The 15,712-nt window shown below is 58.3% G+C and carries 22 protein-coding genes; 7 read left to right on the plus strand and 15 right to left on the minus strand.

Features of this window, described 5'->3' with window-relative positions:
• Positions 1–99: 99 nt before the first annotated feature.
• Positions 100–567 (plus strand): DUF3429 domain-containing protein, encoded by a 468-nt coding sequence (locus D8779_RS11350; RefSeq protein WP_136664596.1) that lies wholly within the window; start codon positions 100–102, stop codon positions 565–567.
• Here the strand turns inward: D8779_RS11350 and D8779_RS11355 are convergent.
• Complete coding sequence (locus D8779_RS11355; protein WP_136664597.1) at positions 535–1,086, minus strand: AAA family ATPase; 552 nt, start codon at positions 1,084–1,086, stop codon at positions 535–537. The two genes, D8779_RS11350 and D8779_RS11355, sit on opposite strands and share 33 nt — an antisense overlap.
• Positions 1,087–1,096: 10 nt before the next feature.
• Entirely contained in the window at positions 1,097–1,663 is a 567-nt protein-coding gene (pnuC, locus tag D8779_RS11360; RefSeq protein WP_136664598.1) for a nicotinamide riboside transporter PnuC, read from the minus strand.
• Positions 1,664–1,810: 147 nt separating this feature from the next.
• Here pnuC and D8779_RS11365 point away from each other — a divergent pair, with 147 nt between their 5' ends.
• Positions 1,811–2,923: an ABC transporter substrate-binding protein gene (locus D8779_RS11365; RefSeq protein ID WP_240789725.1), complete on the plus strand. Its 1,113-nt coding sequence runs from the start codon at positions 1,811–1,813 to the stop codon at positions 2,921–2,923.
• Position 2,924: 1 nt separating this feature from the next.
• Here the strand turns inward: D8779_RS11365 and D8779_RS11370 are convergent, their stop codons facing one another.
• From D8779_RS11370 to D8779_RS11390, 5 genes are all read right to left on the minus strand, one after another.
• Positions 2,925–3,140 carry a DUF2970 domain-containing protein gene (locus D8779_RS11370; RefSeq protein ID WP_136664600.1) on the minus strand — a complete coding sequence of 72 codons (216 nt, stop codon included), beginning with the start codon at positions 3,138–3,140 and terminating at the stop codon, positions 2,925–2,927.
• Positions 3,141–3,571: 431 nt separating this feature from the next.
• Positions 3,572–4,216 carry a hypothetical protein gene (locus D8779_RS11375; protein WP_136664601.1) on the minus strand — a complete coding sequence of 215 codons (645 nt, stop codon included), beginning with the start codon at positions 4,214–4,216 and terminating at the stop codon, positions 3,572–3,574.
• A 26-nt stretch (positions 4,217–4,242) separates the two neighbouring features.
• Positions 4,243–4,815 carry a DUF2589 domain-containing protein gene (locus tag D8779_RS11380; protein WP_136664602.1) on the minus strand — a complete coding sequence of 191 codons (573 nt, stop codon included), beginning with the start codon at positions 4,813–4,815 and terminating at the stop codon, positions 4,243–4,245.
• Between the two features lie 61 nt (positions 4,816–4,876).
• Positions 4,877–5,539 carry a DUF2589 domain-containing protein gene (locus tag D8779_RS11385; protein ID WP_136664603.1) on the minus strand — a complete coding sequence of 221 codons (663 nt, stop codon included), beginning with the start codon at positions 5,537–5,539 and terminating at the stop codon, positions 4,877–4,879.
• A gap of 79 nt (positions 5,540–5,618) precedes the next feature.
• Positions 5,619–6,002, minus strand: coding sequence for a Mor transcription activator family protein (locus D8779_RS11390; RefSeq protein ID WP_136664604.1), 384 nt, complete (start codon positions 6,000–6,002; stop codon positions 5,619–5,621).
• A 164-nt stretch (positions 6,003–6,166) separates the two neighbouring features.
• Here D8779_RS11390 and D8779_RS11395 point away from each other — a divergent pair, with 164 nt between their 5' ends.
• Positions 6,167–6,721, plus strand: coding sequence for a pesticin C-terminus-like muramidase (locus D8779_RS11395; protein ID WP_136664605.1), 555 nt, complete (start codon positions 6,167–6,169; stop codon positions 6,719–6,721).
• Between the two features lie 47 nt (positions 6,722–6,768).
• On the opposite strand, the gene D8779_RS11400 is transcribed toward D8779_RS11395, so the two are convergent.
• From D8779_RS11400 to D8779_RS11425, 6 genes are all read right to left on the minus strand, one after another.
• Complete coding sequence (locus tag D8779_RS11400) at positions 6,769–7,227, minus strand: hypothetical protein (RefSeq protein WP_136664606.1); 459 nt, start codon at positions 7,225–7,227, stop codon at positions 6,769–6,771.
• Between the two features lie 273 nt (positions 7,228–7,500).
• Complete coding sequence (locus tag D8779_RS11405; protein WP_136664607.1) at positions 7,501–7,692, minus strand: DUF1272 domain-containing protein; 192 nt, start codon at positions 7,690–7,692, stop codon at positions 7,501–7,503.
• A gap of 23 nt (positions 7,693–7,715) precedes the next feature.
• Complete coding sequence (locus D8779_RS11410) at positions 7,716–8,711, minus strand: GlxA family transcriptional regulator (protein ID WP_136664608.1); 996 nt, start codon at positions 8,709–8,711, stop codon at positions 7,716–7,718.
• Between the two features lie 171 nt (positions 8,712–8,882).
• Positions 8,883–9,152, minus strand: coding sequence for a hypothetical protein (locus tag D8779_RS11415; protein ID WP_136664609.1), 270 nt, complete (start codon positions 9,150–9,152; stop codon positions 8,883–8,885).
• 189 nt (positions 9,153–9,341) lie between these two features.
• On the minus strand, positions 9,342–10,181 hold the full coding sequence (locus tag D8779_RS11420; protein ID WP_136664610.1) for a hypothetical protein: 840 nt from the start codon (positions 10,179–10,181) through the stop codon (positions 9,342–9,344).
• A 54-nt stretch (positions 10,182–10,235) separates the two neighbouring features.
• Positions 10,236–11,315, minus strand: a complete 1,080-nt coding sequence (locus tag D8779_RS11425) for a patatin-like phospholipase family protein (RefSeq protein WP_136664611.1) — start codon at positions 11,313–11,315, stop codon at positions 10,236–10,238.
• A 193-nt stretch (positions 11,316–11,508) separates the two neighbouring features.
• Here D8779_RS11425 and D8779_RS11430 point away from each other — a divergent pair, with 193 nt between their 5' ends.
• From D8779_RS11430 to D8779_RS11445, 4 genes are read left to right on the plus strand one after another with little or no spacing between them, the layout of a single operon-like run.
• Positions 11,509–11,817 carry a PepSY domain-containing protein gene (locus D8779_RS11430; protein ID WP_136664612.1) on the plus strand — a complete coding sequence of 103 codons (309 nt, stop codon included), beginning with the start codon at positions 11,509–11,511 and terminating at the stop codon, positions 11,815–11,817.
• Entirely contained in the window at positions 11,817–12,134 is a 318-nt protein-coding gene (locus D8779_RS11435; RefSeq protein WP_136664613.1) for a PepSY domain-containing protein, read from the plus strand. Before D8779_RS11430 ends, D8779_RS11435 begins: the two co-directional genes overlap by 1 nt.
• A 1-nt stretch (position 12,135) precedes the next feature.
• Positions 12,136–12,804: a response regulator transcription factor gene (locus D8779_RS11440; protein ID WP_136665148.1), complete on the plus strand. Its 669-nt coding sequence runs from the start codon at positions 12,136–12,138 to the stop codon at positions 12,802–12,804.
• A complete protein-coding gene (locus D8779_RS11445) occupies positions 12,801–14,120 on the plus strand; it encodes a sensor histidine kinase (protein WP_136664614.1) in 1,320 nt (439 codons plus the stop codon). The genes D8779_RS11440 and D8779_RS11445 overlap by 4 nt, the downstream gene beginning before the upstream one ends.
• Before the next feature lie 27 nt (positions 14,121–14,147).
• Here D8779_RS11445 and D8779_RS11450 read toward each other — a convergent pair whose 3' ends face one another.
• A complete protein-coding gene (locus D8779_RS11450) occupies positions 14,148–14,744 on the minus strand; it encodes an NADPH-dependent FMN reductase (protein ID WP_136664615.1) in 597 nt (198 codons plus the stop codon).
• 112 nt (positions 14,745–14,856) lie between these two features.
• Positions 14,857–15,612: a methyl-accepting chemotaxis protein gene (locus D8779_RS21080; protein WP_420875604.1), complete on the minus strand. Its 756-nt coding sequence runs from the start codon at positions 15,610–15,612 to the stop codon at positions 14,857–14,859.
• Positions 15,613–15,712 lie beyond the last annotated feature (100 nt).

Below are 15,712 nucleotides of genomic sequence, written 5' to 3' on the forward strand. Positions count from 1 at the left end.
AGCGGCCATTACCCCTAAATCCAGGAAATAGTCTTCTTTTAGGTCGGAAGATGGCTTTACAGTGCGTTTTATGACGAATTAATAACCAGGAGTGAATGCATGCATCCATTTGACGCGCCACAACCACCGAAATTGGCGGTGCTGTTGGGCTATGCCGGGCTGCTGCCTTTCGTGAGCGGGGCGCTGGGCATTTGGGTGATACCTGAGGGCTGGCGAGTGGTTGTTTTAGCGGCCCTGTTGGATTACGCCGCGGTCATCCTGGCCTTTATGGGGGCCATTCATTGGGGCCTGGCTATGCGGGCGCAGGAGACGAGTGAAGCGGCGAGAATACAGCTTGGACTATCGGTCGTACCGCCCTTGTTAGGTTGGCTGGCAATCAGCAGTGGTATGCCGGTCAGCTTGGCTTTACCTTTGTGTTTGCTGGCGTTTGGCGGTTTGTACGCCGCCGATTTGCGGGCGGTGAAACTGGGCCTGGCGCCACAGTGGTATCCCAGCCTACGCCGGCCGCTGACGATTATCGTCTGCCTGAGCCTGCTAGTGGCCTGGGTTAGCGTGCTGCTGCGTTGAGTTGAGCCAGTGCGCCACTGTCGCCAGCGTCTGCTCACGACGCTGCGCCCAGTCGCCCTGAATACACTGCAACGGTTGTTGATGGCGTCGTAGCCAGCGCTCGCACTGCTGGTAGAACGCCATCCGCTGAGCCAATTGCGGTTGGCAGCGCTGGCCATCGTCGACCCAAGGCACATCGATTGGGTCGAGCAACAGATGCAGGTGATAGTCACGTTCGAGCAGGGCCTGCTCGATCCAGGCGGGGCAGTCGCCAAACAGCTCCTGACTCCAGAGCATATTGCTCAGTAAATGAGTGTCGAGGATCAGCAGCTCAGGCTGCGTCGCCCTGGCCTGATCTTCCCAGGCCAATTGCCCTGTGGCGATGGCACTGATATCGGCAAAGCAGGTGTCGCGCTGCTCACGCTCGATAAAGTAGCGCACGTACTCGCCAACCAGCACCCCACCAAAGTTCGCCTGGATATGCCCGGCCAGCCAGCTTTTGCCGCTGGATTCCGGCCCGGTGAGCACCAGCACCTTCATGCCTGGCACTTCATGCGTTGGTCAGCGCGCGATCACGTCGCCAGGTTAACCAACCATTGATGGCTAACAGGGTAAAGACCCCGTACAAGGCTGCTGTCGGGTACAGCTCTTGCTGCACAAATAGTGCAACAAACAACAGGTCCAGAATAAGCCACAGAGGCCAGCATTCAACGCGCTTTTGCGCCATCCAGACCTGGGCGACCAAACTGAATGCACTCAACGCCGCATCCTGCCAAGGCGCGGCCGCATCGGTGAACGTAGCCATCAGGTAACCGAGCACAAGTGCACCGACTGCACCTATTGCAAGGCTGATCACTATGCCTGGTGGGCTAAGCCTGCTGACTTGTACCCCGTTATGACTAATGCCGCCGCGTGTCCATTGCCACCAGCCGTAACCTTGCAGCACGGCATACACGCCTTGCAGCAGCATGTTCGAGTACAGCTTGCCGTCGTAGAAGATCCAGGTGTACATCAGCACCATCAGCAAGCCGAGCGGCCAGCACCAGCGGTTCTGCCGTATGGTCAGCCAGACAGCGCCTATGCCCAGAGCTGAAGCGATGATTTCCAGAGGCGACATAAACCACCGATGAGTGAGGCAAGAATGGTCGGCGATTGTAGCGGCTGCCTTGTACGACGTCTTGGCTGCTCAGTCACGTATGTCGGCTAGATGGCTAATTGCTATGGCTTTACCGATATACTCTGCGCCCCGTTGAGGAGGCATGGCGTGTTCAGGTCATTTCTAACTGTTATTGGCACCCTGTGCGTATTGGCTTTTGCCCACGTTGCTCATGCGGTTGTTGAAGACCCGCGCGCCGTGCGCAAGGCACCGGCGTCGGTGGTGTTTCTCAACCCGGGCTTTTCCGACGAGCCGTTTTGGGTTGGCTATAGCGACTTTATGCAGGCGGCGGCCGATGACTTGGGCATGCAGTTGCAGGTTATCTATGGCGAGCGCAACCCGCCGCAGTTGCTGGAGAAAGCCCGCAGCGTATTAGCCCGCGACAAGCAGCCGGACTACCTGATATTTGTCAACGAAATGTATACCGCGCCGGAGCTGCTCCGCCTGTTTGCCGATAGTCCAATCAAACTGTTCTCCCTGCACAGCACTCTGACGCCTGAGCAGCAACAGATGGTCGGCGGTTCCCGTGGGTACTACCGCAACTGGATCGGTAGCCTGATCCCTAATGATGAACAAGCCGGTTACTGGATGGCCAAAGCCTTGATTGCCAAGCTGAAGGGCAAGCCCGGCAGCCTGCTGGCTTTTGCTGGGGTGCGCCATACACCGTCCTCCAGCCTGCGCGAAAGCGGCCTGCACCGCGCCTTGCTCGAACACCCGGAAATTAAGCTGCAGCAGACGTTGCAGGGTGAGTGGAAACGCCAGCGTGCATATGAACAAGCGCAGTTAATGCTGCCGCGTTATCCAGACGTCCAGTTGGTGTGGTCAGCCAATGATGAAATGGCGTTTGGAGTGATGCAGGCTGCGCAGGAGCTGGGCAAGAAACCGGGTAGGGATATATACCTGTCGGCCTTGAACAACTCGGACGAGGTGCTGCAAGCGCGTATCGACGGCAAAATTTCCGTGTTGGTTGGCGGCCATTTCACCTTGGGCGGCTGGGCCATGGTGATGTTGCACGACTACCATGCCGGGCTGGACTTTGCCGCGCGCGGCGGCAAGGACCGGGTCGATCAGCTGTTCAGCCTGTTGGATGCGAGGCAGGCCGCGTACTTGCAGCAACGCCTCAAGGTGCCAGGCTACGGCCTGAATTTTCGTCAGTTCAGCGCGCTATACCGGCCGCAAATCAAGAACTACGGGTTTTCCATCCAACCCTTGTTGCCGTGAGTCAAACGCCTGCCAGATGCAACACCAGTTTGACCACGCTGAAAATCACCACTACAAACACGGCCGTGAACAACACGCCGAGAATGATGAAGTGGCTCGGTTTACCCCGTGAGAAATCACGACTACGGTTCTTTCCGCTCTGCACGCCGAGCGCTGCGCTCAGTACGCTCTGCAACATTTCCCAAAGCGTTAGTGGTTTGTTTTCCTCGTCGCTCATGTGTCTCTCCGTTACTCAGACTGACTGCTTGCTTAGTAAAGCCTAACCGGAGGCTAAGCGTTTGCCGTGGAAACGACTCCTGCTGAAGTTGCTTGAGTGCCGACCCCTAGGCTGAGATTCCATACCTAACGAGGGGTTTTACCATGAGCAAGTCGGTAATTATTAACACCAGTGAGCGCGGGTGGCTGGATAAAGCCATCCGCATGCGCCTGGTATTTGGCGCAGTTGAGCTGGTCGACGACGCGAACACGGGCGTACAGCCGGAAGATATTGAGGAGCTGCTGGAGCTGATTCAGAAGCATCAAGGGCATCACAGTAGCCGACTGCGGACATTGCTGGGCGTGGGTGTCGGCTTGTGCCTATCGTTGATGGGCTTGTGGATGATCCACGCTGCCGCCACTGATCCGATCGCAACCAGTGAGTTATGGGTACTACTGGCCGGTGGTGTGTTTATGGCGTTCTTCGGCGGATTGGGGGTGTTCTATGCCCTGGGGCAGCGCTGGAGAATCAGTGCCAGTAGCGGTGATCGGAACATGACCCTGGGCTCCGACTGATGGTGCGGTGCCGTGGTCACTGCTCACGGCACCGCTTTCACTGCGCATGAGATCTTCAAGTAGGGTTATTAAGCCTGCGCAAACCAGAAACAATCCCCCGTTGAACGCTGCCGTTTGCATATGCCGCAGAAGGCGCATCCACTCGCTCTGGGTTTGCGGTATCCACACGATCGGCAGCATAAAACCCAATAGCGCCACCATCGCGTAAGACATCAAGCGGATAAATGTTTGTGGCGGTGGCGATTGCTGTTGCATGCCGTAGACCACTGTGGCGACCACCAGAATGCTGGCCGATGCGGACAACACAAGATCGGCGCGCGAGTGCAGTACATCGAACAATACCGCTTCGAACTCTTTGCCTGCTGATGTATCCGGGTGCAAGACCAGCGCCGCACCGACTAACTGCACTAGCGCACCGCCCAGCCAGGGTGCCTGCAGCAAGGGATAGCGTTGCAGCAGTGCTGGCATCGCGAGGCTGCGACGCCAGAACAGCAGCCAGGCCAGTGCACTCAAACTGTACATCAAGCCTATCGCCACGCTGTACATGATCAGGAGCTGGCAGGTTGAGGGGGTGTTGGTTCGCCTTCAATCACGGCTGGCGTGGGGGTGGCCATTCGAATCGGGCTGATCAGGTTGGTGTACTCCTCGATCAGTCTATGCACGGCCTCAGGCGGCTCGCAGGCCTTGAACTCCATACTGATGGTGATTTCATCCGGGTCACGTTCTTGTCCTTGACGCTTCTCGCTGCCGAAGGTGACAAAGAACCGCTCGCTTTGCAGTTCGCCATTTTCCAATGCATGACTGGCTTTCTCGAGCTCGGTACCGTGCATCTTGACGGAGAGGTCGACCTTCATGCTTTCCAGACCCAGGCCACGGGGTGCGACCAAGGCGATCAGCGGGATATTCATGCTGTGATGCTCATCCAGGCCAACTTCCACCATCTTCGCCTTCATGGGGGTGCCGAGGTCGTCCGGGTCATAGTCGAAGAATTGGTCAAACAACTTGATGTACTGCTGGGCGACCAGGTTGTGAGTCGCCGCCGCCGCCTGATGCAGGCCACGGGTGATGTGGCTCAAGTCACTGGCGCTCATCGGTTCTTTCTTGCTGGAAAACAGTGCCATGGGGCAACTCCTGGGTTACTGATCTAAGGAAGACCCCGCCGAGGCGGGGTCAGGTTGATGACTACGGTGGGGTTGTGCCGCCTTTGGCTGGCGCGGGCTTCGGCGACTCTAGAATGGCGTCAGTGGGCAGCGGGTCAGTCGCCAAGGTTGCCTTCTCGCTTGGCATCAGCACGGGCTTGGTCGCCGCATCGGTGAGGAAGTCGATCACCCGCATCAATGCTTCAGGTGGGTCCTGTCGGGCAATTTTGGTGCTGATCGCATAGCGTGCACGGGTGTCGGTTTTGCGCGTTTGGGTCGACTTGTGGCTAACCGAGCCCTTCACCGAAACACTGAATGGCCCCCAGCCGAGCTTGGCTTCAAAGCTGCCTTCGCCGGCCGTTTCGCTGGTGTCTTCGGCCTGCTGGCTGATGGTCAGCTCGAAGTCGATAGAGCCTTCTTCGATGGTGATGTTGGGGTGGCTGATGGCCGCCAGCAACGGGATGCGCATCTTCTTGGTGACGGTGCCCTTGTAGACGCCGTTCTCGTCGACCAGGGTCTCGTCGTAATCGAACTGCACGGACACCGCTTTGCCGTCCTTGATGCACACCGCCATCAGGAAGTCGGCATAGGCTTTGCTCGCCTGCACCTGAGCCGTGATCATGGCCTGCAATGGCCCTGAAATCATGCGATCGAGTGGCAATGCGTTGATGACGGAACCGATCAGGCCGGTATCAATCTGGGACATAGTCAATCTCCTTATCGTATGCGCGATATGCGCAGCCTCAGGCTATGGAGCCGCGTAGTTGAGGTTCAGCAGGAACTACTTACCTGTGAGTTTCATGCTCTTGACGGCGGATATTGCCGATCTGTCGCAGGCTCAAACCGTACTTGTCAGCCAGTGCGCTACGCGACAAACCATCCGAACTTTGCTGAACGATCTGCAGGTTGCGTATCTGTCTGAAGAAGTGGTCGGCCTTGGGGATCTCGATAGCGATTCCGGCATAACGCTCTATTAGAGCGTCCAGCGCTTGCGGCGGCAGGAGCAGGGCTAGTGAGGAGCGGGCAGGGTATTTGGGAATGTATTTGGGGCGGCCGCCGAATGCGCAGGTCAATCGGTATGCGCTTTCCAGACCGATACACTCGATCAGTTCCTGCAGTGAGTGGGGCAGTAGCTTGATGTCGACCTGTTGCAGGTCATTCTCGTCCATGGGGTCCTCCTTGTTGTCTCGTGGACTGCCAAGGATGCTAGGAATAGGACGCATTGTTTTTTCAGCAGGAAATACCCCCCCTGAATTCGCCGGGAAATGCTTCAAGCTGATATCGGGTTGCTGCGGGTGATCGACTGTCAGTCCCCATCAACGGAGGGTTGCACATGTCTCACTACTCGATTGATTTCAGCTTTATCGCCCATTTGGAAGGTGGTTCGGCCACCAAGGGTTATGTGCCTGACGCAGGTAATAGCCGCAGCGGTGTCACCATCGCCACTGGGTTCGATCTCGGGCAACGTCAACTGGCTGATTTGCAGGCGCTGGATCTGCCGGATACCTTGGCTGAGCGCATGCGTCCCTACCTCGGCCTGACTGGGCACGCCGCGATGGCGCAACTGAGCACGCAGCCGCTGAGTATCACCGCGGCGCAAGCAGAGCAGATTGATGAGGCCTACAAAGAGCCCTTTATCAATCGCTTGGCGGCCAGTTATGGCAAATGCGGTGGCGGTGATTTTGCTCAGTTACCGGCGCAGATGCAGACCGTTATTGCCTCCGTGGCTTTCCAATACGGTGACCTAGCCTCACGCACGCCGAACTTCTGGAAGCAGGTGGTGGCGCACGACTGGAACGGCGCCCATAGCAACCTGCTGAATTTTGGCGACCGCTACACCAGCCGGCGGCGCCAGGAAGCAGAGTTGCTGTTTCAGGCCATGTCCTGAACGCACACTGCCCAGCCTGAAGCTGGGCAGTTTTGCGAGGGTATTGATTACTGGCAAGGTTGTACCAGCAGCAGGCTGACACTGCCCATCTGGCCACTGTCGGTGGCCGGTGTGTGTTCGGGCAGGCTGCGCCAGTCCACGTTTAGGCAGATCGCCGTCAGGGCCTGTGGACCTTCAGTGCCGACTACGCGGGGAGCAAAGTCGCGGCGGTATAACGCTTGCGTGCCTTTATCCGGCTGCACGCTGTGGGCGTCGCGCAGGGTGCTGCTGACCAGCTCGGGGATCAGCTTCATGGGCAAGGTAAAACGTGCTTGCGCGCCGTCCTGATTGAAGTATCCGGCAGCTCGGGTGCGTTGCCAAAGCTGTTGCCATTGGCTGCTGCCGGCCGCCGCCGCGAGAGACTGGCCATAGGTTTTGAGGGTGGTTTCAGACAGGTTTTCTGTGCTCATGGCATGGCTCAAGCCGCTGGCCAGGATCAGCAGGAAGGACAGGTTACGTATCAACATGATCAAGCTCCGGTGGGTCGTGGAGCTGGCAAGGTGCCTGGGCCATCGGTAGCTGTTCAGCGGGAAATACTGCCCGTCACGTCACACCTTCAGATCACTGCGGAAATACTTCCTGCTGTAGCAGAAGGGTGCGGGCGTTGAGATAGGTCTGCCAATTGGCAGTTATTTCGCATTGAGAGACTGGTATGCCCACTCTGAACCCTGCTATTACGCTTGCCGGCAACCTCGCCGACTTCAACCATGACGGTTTGAAATCGATCAGCGGAGTGCTTTCTATTTAGTGTCGGCAGCCATACGACGCGGTCTTTGCAGCAGCTCACCGGCACAGTTTGGACACGTGATGTGCAATGTGTTCTCGCTGCAGTCACGGCAGAACGTGCACTCATAGGAGCAGATAAACGCGTCCTGGCTGTCGGCCGGAAGATCCCGGTTACAGCATTCGCAATTGGCCCGTAATTCCAGCATGGCAAGCTCCTTGGGTGAGGTGTTCAGGCAAAGCGTTCGGCATATTCCTGAGGGCTGATGCCGAGATGTTTGTGAAAGGTGCGGCGCAGGTTTTCCGGATGGTTAAAGCCGCTCAAACGGGCCACAGTGCTGATCGAGGCTTGGGCGTTCTGCAGCAGATTACGCGCCGCTTCAAGGCGCACAATCTCAACATAACGGCCAGGTCCCATGCCCAGTTCCTGGTTGAAAATCCGCGACAGGGTACGTGGCGTCATATTGGCCTGTGTGGCCAGAGCCGCCAGCGACAGGTCTGCATGCAGGTGCAGCGGTATCCATTCCAACAGGCTGGCCAGGCGCGGCACTCGGCTCGGTTCCGGGGTCAGCAGCGCACTGAACTGCGCTTGTCCGCCGGGGCGGCGCAGAAATAACACCAGGCGCTTGGCCACGGCTAACGCCAGTGGCCGGCCGAGATCGGCTTCGACCAGGGCCAGCGCCAGATCAATCCCTGCGGTTACGCCCGCAGACGTAAAGATATGGCCATTGCCGCAAGGGTCTTGCGGATCATAGGTGTGCAAGCAGTCGCCGCTGATTTCAATCTGCGGATGTTCCTGGCGCAGGCAATCGAGGTCGGCCCAATGGGTGGTGGCACGCCGTCCATTGAGCAGGCCGGCGGCGGCGAGAATCAGTGCGCCGGAACAGACCGAGCCAAGCCGCCTGATCTGCGGCGCCGCGCTACGTAGCCAAGCCAGCAGCTCAATGTTCTGACACTGCGCCTTATCACCTTGGCCGCCAGGTATCAGCAAGGTGTCGATATATGCAGGCTCTATGGCACTCCAGGCCTGTTCGACAACCAGTTGAAAGCCGGCTGAAGTAGGCATCGGCCCAGCTTGCTGACCGAGCACGAGCAGGCGATAAGCGGCGGGCAAGCCCTGGCGTTGGCGTTCGTCATTAGCAGAGGCAAACACCTGCAATGGGCCGGTCAGGTCCAGGCTCATGACATGCGGATAAAGCAGGCAGGCGATGGTTCGCGGGGCATCCATAGGAGCGTCTCGATAAGCGATAGATGCAGTCTGCGCTTAACGAGTAATTGGCAACAAGGACAATAAGCCCACAGATATTGCCATTCAGGGCGTCACCTGGTGGCCAATGGAAGGAAGGGCTCTGACAAGAGGGGCCAATTGGCAGCTCAGAGCCCTTGTGGTAGCAGCCGATTACTCCGGCATGCTCCATGGCTCCAGGGTGAAACCTTGCTGGCTGAGCTGCTCGCGGGACTGCTTGAGCACGTCGGCAAATTGCGCCGGGTCGCTGTAGATGCTGCTGGACAGTTGAGTGCGACCGAGCAGGCGGGTGCTGGTACGGTCGATCACACTCAAGCTGAGGTTGCCAGTGCCATCTTGCGGGGCCCAGGCGACGCATTGGAACGGTTGAAAGGCGCGGTCAGCAATAAGTAAAGCTTCGTTAAAACGCAGCGGTGCGTTCATGGGGTCGGTTTCTCCGAGGTGATCCCAAATACACAAAGGGGCAAACGGTAGATTCACGCTTGCCAGTCATAAGTGTTGATGAACGAAGCTGACTGTTAAGTCACATGTTGTCGAAGAAATGCAAGAAATTGTCCGATAAATCACAGTTTTAATGGCGTAAGCCGAGAAACAGCGCGAGGAAGAGAGGTGTTAGGCCTTCCCTGAGCCTTTGCAGACCGCTAGCAATTGATGCAGATAAGCGGCGACATAGCGCTGAAAACCACGGTCATCCCAATACATCAGGTGGCTTAGCGGGGTATGCCGCTTGTGCCAGGGGCCTACCGGCATGGCGCGGTCTTCTGCGACTACGGCGGCGTAGTTGGGCAATGGCCGCAACGGATAACCCAGTGGATCGGCGGGGGCATAGAGGTTGAGCCAGCGTGCCTGCTCGGTTACGGCTTGAGTCAGGCAATGGCCAGGAAAACGGATGGGCACAACCGGGCTATAGGCAAAGGTAAACAGCGGGATATTGCAGCCAAAGGTAATCAGACCGCTCAAGGTTTCCAGGGCCAGAAATGGATCCAGCGGACATTCTTCAGCCTTGTTGATTCGCTGCTGATCCCAGACGAAGTTAGAAAAAATATGCCCGCCCAGTGAGTGCGCCAACACCACCAGCGGCGTGTCAGCATCAACCTTGGCGCGCAGGGCGTTGAGGCCGCTGCGTAAGCACTGGTGAACTTCTTCGTAGGTGGTGTCGTAGGCCTGGCTGACCTTGCGATAGCCGCTGGCATCACCGAGAAACAGCGTAACGATGCGCCTTAGCCAACGCCAGCGAACGGGTTGATCGTTCAATTTGTCGAGATAGGCCAGCTGGCGCTTGTCCAATACGCTGGCCCAATACAGGCTTTGAAAGGCCACCTGGTTGGCGTCGCTGCCGAGACGTTGGCGCAGCCCGGCAATCAGGGTCTGGGCGAAGGCGTGTTGCCCATCATCATCGCGCAGGTCGGGTTGTGTGCCGATGCCGTGAATAATGGCGACTGCGAGTTTCATCCTGCCCATCCTTAGGTCATGTCGGCGTGGCTGGCATGCCTACGCCACGGTGTATCAAAGTGCCTGCACGCGCTCACTGAGGCGACCGCTATCGACCAGTTCGAGAAACTCATCGCCAAGGCGCTGACTCTCGCTCATGGCGGTGCGCCAATACCGTTCGCGGCCGACATCATCACCCAGGTAACGGCTGAAGTCTTTGCGGTCGGGAAGTTTGCCATGCGGTAGACGCGCCAGGTAGTCGCGTGACGGCGCCAATAACAGCACATCCTGCAAGCGGCCACCGTCGCCACGGCGCCAGGGCATGCCTTTGTCGAACCAGCCCGGGATGACCTTATCGGTGAAGTGCGGGTAGAGCACGATGTCCTCACCGCTGTAGGGCAGGTCGAGGTGATAGTCGAGCAGGCCGCCATCGCGGTAGGTGCCAGGCCCGGCACCGGGAATATCGCGCACCCCCTGCATGATCATCGGGATGGAGCCTGAGGCCAATAATGCATGGCGCAGATTGCTGCTATCGAGCTGCAGGTAGCGCGAGGGAAAGTCGCTGAGTGCGCCCAGCGGCGGAACCAGACGGGCGTCGTGCAGAATTACCCGTTCGAAATGCTTGGCCAGGCGTTGGCGGCCCAGCAGGTTGCTGCCAATCACCGAAGACAGGCCCAGGCCGAGTGCGCCGCGATGGTCGTGCTGGAGCAGGCCATGGCTTTTCACCACAACGATATTCAAGCGGTAATGCGGGTTGCTGAGGATGCTGGCTTCATCGTCCCCCAGCAGTTGTTCGAGCATCAGGCTGCAGCTGCTCGACACCTGCGCCATGCTCACGCCTTTGGCAAAACGCTGCGAGGTATACAGCTCGCCAAGCCGACGAATGCCAGCGGCGGCATCCGGCAAACAGGCGCTGGCGAAACGCCAGGAGCCGATGGAGGCGCCTATCAGCGAGCGCTCACGCGGTGCTCGCTGCAACCAATCGCCGAACAGCGCCAGATCCAGTCCTTGAATACCCAAGGCCTTTGGACCGCCTGCCGCACCAGGCAAAATGCCCACGTCCGCCGGCTGCAGGCCGTGCTCGCGAATCCGCGCGAGGGCGCGTTTACCGGCCTTGATTGTCAAAGCAGGGGACTTGATTAATATCGCACTCATGCTGGCCTCCATCGCGCAAGGCAGCGATTATAAAGCGCTGCCTTGCCAGGCCAAGCGACTTCAGCAGATGAATGAGCAGGCATGCCTGAGAGCGTCAGGCGGCGCAAAAAAGGCTACAGCACATTCAGCTTGAATTAAGTCGTGTTGAGTAACCTGGACTTCGTTGAAAGCCAACGCCATAAGGAGTTTGAAGATGAATTCATTGACTGCTGTTTTTGCCACTGCTGCTTTGACGCTGACGGCTGGAATCGCACACGCCCGTGACATAGGGCCGGATGAAGCCCTCAAGCTGCGTGACACGGGGACCATTGAGTCCTTTGAAAAACTCAACGCGGCTGCCCTGGCGCTGCACCCAGGCAGTAAGGCTGAAGACACCGAGCTGGAGGAAGAGTACGGCCGCTACGTTTACCAGATCGAAGTGCGCGACGCCCAGGGCGTGCAGTGGGACGTCGAGCTGGATGCCACTAACGCACAAGTGCTGAAAAACCAGCGAGACGATTAATGAACACCACTGCTTGGCTTCCCCGCGCGCTCCTGGCCTGCCTGCTACTAACGCTGCCGCTTAGCAGCAGCGCGCGTGACCTGGATCAGGATGAAGCATTACGGCTGCGTCGCGAGGGTCAGATCCTGCCACTCGAACAGTTGCTGCAGATGGCCATGCAGAGCCATCCCGGCGCCGTTTTACTGGAAGTTGAGCTGGAAGAAGAGGACGGCGTATTGGTTTACGAAGTTGAACTGGTCACCGAGCAAGGCATTGTGCGCGAGCTAGAGCTGCGCGCCAGCACCGGCGAAGTGCTCAAAGATGAGGTTGAAGACTGAGATGCGCCTACTGCTGGTTGAAGACCATGTACCGCTGGCCGACGAACTGCTGGCCAGCTTAACCCGCCAAGGTTATGCCGTTGATTGGCTAGCCGATGGCCGGGACGCTGCTTACCAAGGTGCCACCGAGCCCTATGACCTGATCATTCTCGACCTTGGCTTGCCTGGCAAACCCGGATTGCAAGTGCTGCAGGAATGGCGCGCCGGCGGTCTTGCGACACCGGTCTTGATCCTCACCGCGCGTAGCTCGTGGGCCGAGCGCATAGAGGGGCTTAAAGCCGGAGCGGAGGATTACCTGAGCAAACCGTTTCACCCGGAAGAGCTGCAGCTGCGTATCCAATCACTGTTGCGCCGCGCCCGCGGTCTGGCCAACCAACCGCAGCTGGAGGCGGCAGGTTTGCAGCTGGACGAAAGCCGGCAAACCGTTAAACGCCAGGATGAAGAGGTGCAACTGACGGCTGCCGAGTTTCGCCTGCTGCGCTACTTCATGCTGCATGCCGGGCAGTTACTGTCCAAGAGTCACCTGGCGGAACACCTGTATGACGGTGAAAGTGAGCGCGATTCGAATGTGATTGAAGTGCACGTCAACCACCTGCGGCGCAAACTGGGTCGCGAGATCATTGAAACCCGGCGTGGCCAGGGTTATCGCTTCAGTGGGGATGCTGCTTGAGATCGATTCAGCGGCGTTTGAGCTTGGGGCTGATCAGCGTGCTGCTGATTATTGGGCTGCTGCTGGCGCACAGTAGCCTCTGGTTGTTTGATCGCAGCCTGCGCAGTTATTTGCAGACAACCCTACAGGATGAAACGCAAACGTTGCTGGGTGCGGTGGTGCGTGGCCCCAACGGTTTGCAATTGGATGAACGACGCCTGAGTGCGGCGTTCAAACGACCTTATTCGGGCTTGTATTTCCGCATCGACCTGGCGGCGCAGAGCTGGCGTTCACGCTCGCTTTGGGACCGTGAAATGCAACCGGTCGAGCGGGCTGGGTTGCAGAGCACCCTGAGTGATGGGCCGCAAGGCCAGCAGTGGCTGGTGTACCGCGCCGATTATCAGCGCTATGGCCAACCGATCGTGATTCACGTGGCACGTGACTACACCCCGATGCTTAATAGCTTTCGTCAGGTGCAGAAAATTGTCTTGGGCTTGGGTGTCGCCGCTCTCGTGCTGATTCTGTTGCTGCAACGACTGATCGTTGGCCGTGCACTGCGGCCGCTGGAGCAGACTCGTCAGCAAATCATGCAGCTGCAGCAGGGCCAACGAACTCAGCTGGATCAGCACGTACCGCAGGAGTTGGAGTCACTGGTGGCACAGATCAATCACCTGCTGACGCATACCGAAGACACCCTCAAACGCTCACGCAATGCCTTGGGTAATCTGGGGCATGCATTGAAAACGCCTTTGGCTGTGCTGGTCAGCCTGGCCAGCCGCGAAGAGCTTAAACAGTTGCCGCAATTACGTGAGAGTTTAAATGGGCAGCTGCAACAGATCGAACAGCGTATCGCGCGTGAATTGGGCCGTGCACGCTTAGCTGGCGAAGCCCTACCGGGCGCGCATTTTGACTGCGCCAGCGAGCTTCCTGAGCTGTTTGCAACCTTGGCTATGATTCATGGCAACCACCTGCAGATGGACTGGCAGGCCGAGCCGGGTTTGCGCTTACCCTGGGACCGTGAGGACCTGTTGGAGCTGCTCGGCAATCTGCTGGATAACGCCTGTAAGTGGGCGGACAGCCAAGTGCAGTTGCACATCAGCCGGCAGGCTGGCGGTTATCAACTATTGATTGAAGATGATGGCCCAGGTATCGCCGCCACACAGCGCGACGAGGTGCTCAGCCGTGGCAGCCGGCTGGATGAGCAGGTCGCGGGTCATGGTTTGGGTCTGGGTATCGTGCGCGATATCGTCGAGGCATGGGCTGGGCAGTTGCGCCTGGACGAAAGTCCGTTGGGTGGGCTGCGCGTCACGCTCGTGTTACCCGGGAAGCGCACCTGAGCTCAGTCAGTGCGCTCACCGCAACGCTTACATGCCGTTGGCAAAAGCCGGGTTACTCATGTCGATGGTGGCACGTACCGGCAGCAGGGCGTGTGCGTACTTGGCCAGAATATCCAACTCATAATCGATGCGCGCATGCAGGCGCTGGTCGTCTTCGCTGCTCGGCGTTGGCGTGTTCAGCACCTTCTCGACGTTACGCACAATCAAGTGTTCAGGCAGGTAGCAAAGGCGACAGTTCTTGTAGCTGGAGGCGCGCAACTCGCTGATCGGGTAAGCGCCGCCGACCCCCGACGAAACCCCCACCAGCAGCCCTGGCTTGTGCGCCAGCTCAGCCTTGCTGGCGTAGATAAAGAAGTTCTTGATCGCCGGGCAGGCCATGCCATTCCACTCCGGAGAAATGATCACCACAGCATCGGCGTCCGCTAATTGCTTGCTGTACAGCCCCCACGGGCCAGCATCTTCAGCAGGCCAGAGCGGAAGCGGAGCAAGCCCCAGGTCAATCACGTTACTTTGCGCATCATCGGTATGCCCCAGCTGAATCAGGCGTTGGCGCAAGAAGCGAGCGACTTTGCCTGATTGGCTATTGGTACGGCCGGAGCCGGCTACCAGCGTGATATTAAGCATCGTGCACCTCTTTAAAACAGAAAAACGCAGGCTAGCGGTTGCTAGCCTGCGTCACAAGGAAACAGCCGCCAGAAGAGGGGGCCGATAGAGCCACGCTCAGGCTGAAGAAGGTTTAAACGCGGAACTGATCCATCAGGCTTTGCTGGTGATTGGCCAGTTTGTTTAAGCCCTGACTTATTTTTGCGGACTCGTCGGCCTGGCCCGAAATCGACTCCGTCACATCACGGATTGAAGCCACGTTGCGGTTGATTTCTTCAGCCACCGAGCTCTGTTCTTCGGCGGCACTGGCGATCTGCAGGTTCATGTCAGTAATCACGCTGACGGCTTGGCTAATGCGTTGCAGCACAGCCACTGCCTGTTCCACTTGATCGACGCTGCCCTGAGCCTGGCGATGGCTGCTGTGCATGGTGCTGACCACTTCTTTGGTGCCGCTTTGCAGGCCTTCAATCACCTGGCGAATTTCTTCGACCGAGTCCTGGGTGCGTTTGGCCAGGTTGCGTACTTCATCGGCCACCACGGCAAAGCCACGCCCGGCTTCACCGGCGCGTGCGGCTTCAATCGCAGCGTTGAGTGCGAGTAAATTGGTTTGCTCGGCAATTGAGCGGATCACTTCGAGCACCGAGCCAATTTTTTCACTGCTGTTGGCCAGGCCTTCGACTTCCTGCATGGCCACGTTCATTTCATTGGCCAACAGTTCGATGGTTGAGGTGGTCTTGCCAATAACGTCCATGCCTTCGCGGCTGGCCTGGTCAGCCGTCCGTGCGGCCTCAGCAGCCTGGGCGGCATTGTGCGCAACATCTTGTGCGGTGGCGCTCATCTCTTGGAAGGCTGTGGCGACCTGATCGACTTCACGGAACTGCTGTTGCATACCATCGCTGGTCTGGCTGGCGATCAGGGCCGACTGGTCTGCGGTGCTGCGAGCGTCCTGCACGCTGCGTTTTACATCGGCGATGATCGGTTGCAGCTTG

This window comes from Pseudomonas leptonychotis (genome assembly GCF_004920405.1).
In the GTDB taxonomy this organism is placed as follows: Bacteria; Pseudomonadota; Gammaproteobacteria; order Pseudomonadales; family Pseudomonadaceae; genus Aquipseudomonas; species Aquipseudomonas leptonychotis.

Bases quoted from the DNA above. Each gene is read 5' to 3' on its own strand.
- D8779_RS11350 (WP_136664596.1), top strand. From the start codon at position 100: ATGCATCCATTTGACGCGCCACAACCACCGAAATTGGCGGTGCTGTTG.
- D8779_RS11355 (WP_136664597.1), bottom strand. From the start codon at position 1,086: ATGAAGGTGCTGGTGCTCACCGGGCCGGAATCCAGCGGCAAAAGCTGG.
- pnuC (WP_136664598.1), bottom strand. From the start codon at position 1,663: ATGTCGCCTCTGGAAATCATCGCTTCAGCTCTGGGCATAGGCGCTGTC.
- D8779_RS11370 (WP_136664600.1), bottom strand. From the start codon at position 3,140: ATGAGCGACGAGGAAAACAAACCACTAACGCTTTGGGAAATGTTGCAG.
- D8779_RS11375 (WP_136664601.1), bottom strand. From the start codon at position 4,216: ATGTACAGTTTGAGTGCACTGGCCTGGCTGCTGTTCTGGCGTCGCAGC.
- D8779_RS11380 (WP_136664602.1), bottom strand. From the start codon at position 4,815: ATGGCACTGTTTTCCAGCAAGAAAGAACCGATGAGCGCCAGTGACTTG.
- D8779_RS11385 (WP_136664603.1), bottom strand. From the start codon at position 5,539: ATGTCCCAGATTGATACCGGCCTGATCGGTTCCGTCATCAACGCATTG.
- D8779_RS11390 (WP_136664604.1), bottom strand. From the start codon at position 6,002: ATGGACGAGAATGACCTGCAACAGGTCGACATCAAGCTACTGCCCCAC.
- D8779_RS11395 (WP_136664605.1), top strand. From the start codon at position 6,167: ATGTCTCACTACTCGATTGATTTCAGCTTTATCGCCCATTTGGAAGGT.
- D8779_RS11400 (WP_136664606.1), bottom strand. From the start codon at position 7,227: ATGTTGATACGTAACCTGTCCTTCCTGCTGATCCTGGCCAGCGGCTTG.
- D8779_RS11405 (WP_136664607.1), bottom strand. From the start codon at position 7,692: ATGCTGGAATTACGGGCCAATTGCGAATGCTGTAACCGGGATCTTCCG.
- D8779_RS11410 (WP_136664608.1), bottom strand. From the start codon at position 8,711: ATGGATGCCCCGCGAACCATCGCCTGCCTGCTTTATCCGCATGTCATG.
- D8779_RS11415 (WP_136664609.1), bottom strand. From the start codon at position 9,152: ATGAACGCACCGCTGCGTTTTAACGAAGCTTTACTTATTGCTGACCGC.
- D8779_RS11420 (WP_136664610.1), bottom strand. From the start codon at position 10,181: ATGAAACTCGCAGTCGCCATTATTCACGGCATCGGCACACAACCCGAC.
- D8779_RS11425 (WP_136664611.1), bottom strand. From the start codon at position 11,315: ATGAGTGCGATATTAATCAAGTCCCCTGCTTTGACAATCAAGGCCGGT.
- D8779_RS11430 (WP_136664612.1), top strand. From the start codon at position 11,509: ATGAATTCATTGACTGCTGTTTTTGCCACTGCTGCTTTGACGCTGACG.
- D8779_RS11435 (WP_136664613.1), top strand. From the start codon at position 11,817: ATGAACACCACTGCTTGGCTTCCCCGCGCGCTCCTGGCCTGCCTGCTA.
- D8779_RS11440 (WP_136665148.1), top strand. From the start codon at position 12,136: ATGCGCCTACTGCTGGTTGAAGACCATGTACCGCTGGCCGACGAACTG.
- D8779_RS11450 (WP_136664615.1), bottom strand. From the start codon at position 14,744: ATGCTTAATATCACGCTGGTAGCCGGCTCCGGCCGTACCAATAGCCAA.
- D8779_RS21080 (WP_420875604.1), bottom strand. From the start codon at position 15,612: ATGCAACAGCAGTTCCGTGAAGTCGATCAGGTCGCCACAGCCTTCCAA.